This is a genomic window from Homoserinimonas sp., assembly GCF_056262345.1.
The window spans coordinates 1-4,298 of record NZ_JBACFR010000106.1 but is presented as its reverse complement, the minus strand read 5'-3'; the positions used below and the strand labels follow the sequence as shown (position 1 = coordinate 4,298).

Annotated in this window: 5 protein-coding genes; 2 read left to right on the top strand and 3 right to left on the bottom strand. The window is 63.8% G+C overall.

Features of this window, described 5'->3' with window-relative positions; all coding sequences use genetic code 11:
* Together AC062T_RS05545 and AC062T_RS05540 are read right to left on the bottom strand one after the other, a co-directional pair.
* Positions 1-159, bottom strand: a 159-nt coding sequence (locus tag AC062T_RS05545; protein ID WP_476028161.1) for a sulfatase-like hydrolase/transferase, incomplete at its 3' end; no start/stop codon positions are given.
* Between the two features lie 135 nt (positions 160-294).
* Positions 295-1,218, bottom strand: coding sequence for a DsbA family protein (locus tag AC062T_RS05540; protein ID WP_476028159.1), 924 nt, complete (start codon positions 1,216-1,218; stop codon positions 295-297).
* 373 nt (positions 1,219-1,591) lie between these two features.
* Between AC062T_RS05540 and AC062T_RS05535 the strand changes: the two genes are divergently transcribed.
* Together AC062T_RS05535 and AC062T_RS05530 are read left to right on the top strand one after the other, a co-directional pair.
* Complete coding sequence (locus AC062T_RS05535) at positions 1,592-2,683, top strand: ABC transporter ATP-binding protein (RefSeq protein ID WP_476028157.1); 1,092 nt, start codon at positions 1,592-1,594, stop codon at positions 2,681-2,683.
* Positions 2,684-2,769: 86 nt separating this feature from the next.
* Positions 2,770-4,050, top strand: a complete 1,281-nt coding sequence (locus AC062T_RS05530) for a DUF4032 domain-containing protein (RefSeq protein ID WP_476028155.1) — start codon at positions 2,770-2,772, stop codon at positions 4,048-4,050.
* Between the two features lie 51 nt (positions 4,051-4,101).
* On the opposite strand, the gene AC062T_RS05525 is transcribed toward AC062T_RS05530, so the two are convergent.
* On the bottom strand, positions 4,102-4,298 hold a 197-nt coding region (locus AC062T_RS05525; RefSeq protein WP_476028153.1), incomplete at its 5' end, for a TrmH family RNA methyltransferase.

Genomic DNA, 4,298 nt, shown 5'->3' with positions numbered 1-4,298 from the left:
CTGCTCGCCGTAGGAGTCCGTAAACCGCATCCCCTCGTCCGCGATGCGGTCGATATTGGGGGTTCGATACCCCATGACCCCGTCGCTATAGCAACTCAGGTTGGTGATGCCGATGTCATCGCCCCAGATGACCAGGATGTTGGGCTTGCCGTTGGGCATGGCGACTGCCTCCTCAGGCAGTCACCAACCCGGTGCCGGCACCGCCGCTACCAGCGTTGCGCTGGCACATGAGGTTCACGTCATCCTCGTCGGGTGATCACCCGGGACTCACCGATGAGCGCGACGCAACGTCTCCTAGGCGGCCGGGCTCGGGCTGGGGCTCGGCGACGGGGTCGACTTCTGCTCGTCGGTGAAGGCGTTGCCGCTCTGGGTGCTCACGAACTTGGCAAATTCGGCCGGGTCGTTGATCGATCCGGTGTAGGCGGTGCCGTTGACGATCACGGTTGGGGTCTTCTCAACCCGCTCGATATCGGCGTTAGGCAGCGGGCCTTCGAACGCGCGGGCCGTCGCCGCGTTGACCCACTTCTTGAACCGAACATCATCGATGCACGTTTCGACGGATCCGAGCTGCGCCACCCCGGCCTCTTTCGCGAGGGCCTTGAGCTCGTCGTTATCGAGGCCGGTCGTGCCCTCTGCCGGCTGGTTCTCAAAGAGCAGGGAGTTGTAGGCGAAGAACGAATCGGGCGAGTAGTTGGCCACACATGCGGCGGCATTGGCTGCGCGGGTCGAATACTGCGAGTTCAGCGAAGCGCGGTCGAGGATCGAGACGGGATGAATCTCCAGCGTTGCGGCGCCGGAATCGACCCAGGTGGCGATCTGCTCGTTGTTGGCCTCTTCGAATGCACCGCACGCGGGGCAGAAGTAGTCAAGGTAGATGCGAATGTCCACGACATCCGAATCTTCTGTCGGCTCAGAGGCGACAGGGCTTTCCCCCGGCTGCAGCGCAGCGGTGGGCTCGGCCACGAAACCGGCGCCGATGCGGATGCCGTCGCTGAGCATGTTCGCGGGACCTGGATAGGTCTTGGGGATTGAGGAGACGACGACCATGACCACAACGGCGATGGCAGCAAGAATGCCGAGAATGATTCCGCCCTGCAGCAGGTAGCGGTTGCGGCGCTCCTTCTTCTTTTGCTCGAGGCGCGCCTGCTGTGCCTTCTCACGCGCCGCGGCGCGCTTCTCGTTCTTCGTAGGCTGTGCGCCCGAACGATCGTTTGTCATGAAACCTCATTCATCGCTATCAAACACCGAGCAAAATGTCTCGCCCGAATGCGACCCCCCTGCGCCTAGCCGGCGCCGCGCCCCGATCACAGGCGCGGTAAGCCCCGGCGTTTGATCTGTCAGGCACCTTCGATGCTAGACATCGTGTCTGGGAGTTGGCCAAACCAACGCTGAATAAGCATATGCGTCGTCCCAGGCCCTCCCCTCCCCCCAAACCAGGCACGCCCCGAGCCGCTGCACATACCCGTCCTAGGCGGTGCGGCCCGGCGGTGGCATAATGAGGGCGTCTGTCTGACCTCGGTCTGGCGGCGCACAACATCCATTCACTACGGATCGTCCGGCACGTACCTGCCGGTGAAGGAGATATACAGTCATGGCTACTGTCACGTTTGACAAGGCAACCCGTCTCTACCCGGGTTCCACCCGGCCCGCCGTCGACCAGATCGATCTCGAAGTCGCTGATGGCGAATTTCTCGTTCTCGTCGGCCCCTCCGGCTGTGGCAAGTCCACGACTCTCCGGATGCTCGCAGGCCTCGAAGAGGTCAACGACGGCCGCATTTTCATTGGCGACCGCGACGTCACCGATGTTCCCCCCAAGGACCGTGACATCGCCATGGTGTTTCAGAACTATGCGCTCTACCCGCACATGACGGTCGCCGAGAACATGGGCTTCGCGCTCAAGATCGCTGGCATCGGCAAGGAAGAGCGAGCGAAGCGCGTGCTTGAAGCCGCCAAGCTTCTCGACCTTGAGCCGTATCTGGCCCGCAAGCCGAAGGCACTCTCTGGCGGTCAGCGTCAGCGTGTGGCGATGGGCCGAGCAATCGTGCGTAGCCCCCAGGTCTTTCTCATGGACGAGCCGCTGTCGAACCTCGATGCCAAGCTGCGCGTGCAGACCCGCACCCAGATCGCGTCGCTCACCCGCCGGCTCGGCGTTACCACCGTCTACGTCACCCACGACCAGACCGAGGCGCTCACGATGGGTGACCGCATCGCGGTGCTCAAGGATGGCGTGCTTCAGCAGGTGGGCACCCCGCGTGAGCTCTATGCGGAGCCCAAGAACGTGTTCGTCGCCGGCTTCATTGGCTCCCCTGCCATGAACCTGTTCCCGGCCGATGTCGTCGACGGCGGCCTCAAGTTCGGCACCGCAGTTGCCCCCGTCGACCGCGACACCCTCAGTGGCGCATCCGCGAAGGTCACCATCGGCGTTCGCCCCGAAGATGTTCGGGTATCGAACACGGGCGAGGGCCTCTCGGTGGATGTCGATATCGTCGAGGAGCTCGGCGCCGACGGCTACCTCTACGGCCACACCGAGGTCGACGGCAACCGCGTCGACATCGTTGCCCGCGTCGACGGCCGCTCGCACCCGAACTCGGGTGACCGGGTGTTCATTCTGCCGTCGCCCGACCACATCCACGTCTTCAACACGGAGTCCGGCGAGCGCCTCAGCGCCCCCATCACCGTCTAGAAAGCCTCTACCCGTTCGAGCCTGTCAGCCCCGTCGCATGCGGATCTGGCAGGCTCGAACTCGTCTTAGATCGGATCGACGTCGCTATGGCCTCCCTCAGCATCACCTCCGCAACGGTTGACTCTGCTCTGCTCGACCTGCCGTGGTCGCTCCCCCTCGACGTGTGGCCCGACGATGTGATCGCCGCGCTACCCAAGGGCATCTCCCGGCACCTCGTTCGCTTTGCCCACCTCAGCGGCTATGTGATTGCGATCAAAGAAACCTCGCCTGCGCTGGCCCAGCAGGAGTACGACATGCTGCGGGCATTGCAGCGCCTCGACATCCCGTGCGTCGACCCTCTCGCGGTGATTACCAACCGCACGGACGACGAGGGCAACCCCCTCGATGCTGCCCTGGTAACCCGGCACCTCAAGTTCTCGCTCCCGTATCGGGCCCTCTATTCGCAGACCCTGCGCCCCGAGACGGCAACCCGTCTCGTCGACGCTTTGGCTGTGCTCCTTGTGCGGCTCCACATCATCGGCTTCTTCTGGGGCGACGTCTCGCTCTCGAACACGCTGTTCCGTCGAGATGCTGGCGCCTTCGCCGCCTATCTAGTGGATGCCGAGACCGGCAAGATCTACAACGGCCTCTCCGACGGCCAACGAGAGAACGACCTCGAGATTGCCCGCGTGAACATCGCTGGCGAGCTATTCGACCTGGCTGCGGGCGGGCGGCTCGACGAAAACGTCGACCCCCTCGAGGTGAGCAACCGCATCGTCGCCTCCTACCGCAGCCTGTGGACGGAGCTCACGGGAGCAGAATCCTTCGACTCGTCGGAGCGATGGCGCATCGCGGAACGCGTCGAGCGGCTCAACTCTCTCGGCTTCGACATCGAAGAGCTCGCGATCAAGACCGACGACACGGGCACGAGGGTGCGCATCCAGCCCAAGGTTGTCGACGCTGGCCACCACCAGCGACGGCTGTTGCGGCTCACCGGGCTCGACACAGGCGAGAACCAGGCCCGCCGCCTTCTCAACGACCTCGACTCGTATGCCGCCAGCTATGCCAGACCGGATGCCGACGAAGAGATGGTCGCGCACGAATGGCTCACGAGCGTGTTCGAGCCGGTGGTGCGCGCTATCCCGCGGGAGCTCAAAGGCAAGCTCGAGCCCGCGGAAGTATTCCATCAGCTGCTGGATCACCGGTGGTATCTGTCTCAGGATGCTGGCCGCGACATCCCGCTCGCCGAGGCCGTGACCTCCTACATCGACACGGTGCTGCGGCACCGCCGCGACGAGGCCACAATGTTTGATCCCGTCACGGGTGCCATCACCGTGCCGATTCAGATCATCCCCGACCAGGACATCGACTGGCGCGACCGGGTGTAGAAGAGCCCGGCGATAGTGACGTTCGCCGGGCTCTCCACACGTGCTGTGGCGTTACTTGCGCTTCTTGCCCTGCGCCCGCAGCTTTGAGATTTCATACAGGGTCACGGATGCGGCGATGCCGGCATTGAGCGACTCGGTTGCGGCGTTGATCGGAATCGACACAACCGCATCACACGTCTCGGTCACCAGGCGCGAAAGGCCCTTGCCTTCGCTGCCGACGACAATGACGAGAGGCTCGTTGGCCCACG

Excerpts from the sequence above, each read along its gene's own strand:
- AC062T_RS05535 (WP_476028157.1), top strand. The coding sequence starts at position 1,592 with ATGGCTACTGTCACGTTTGACAAGGCAACCCGTCTCTACCCGGGTTCC.
- AC062T_RS05540 (WP_476028159.1), bottom strand. The coding sequence starts at position 1,218 with ATGACAAACGATCGTTCGGGCGCACAGCCTACGAAGAACGAGAAGCGC.
- AC062T_RS05530 (WP_476028155.1), top strand. The coding sequence starts at position 2,770 with ATGGCCTCCCTCAGCATCACCTCCGCAACGGTTGACTCTGCTCTGCTC.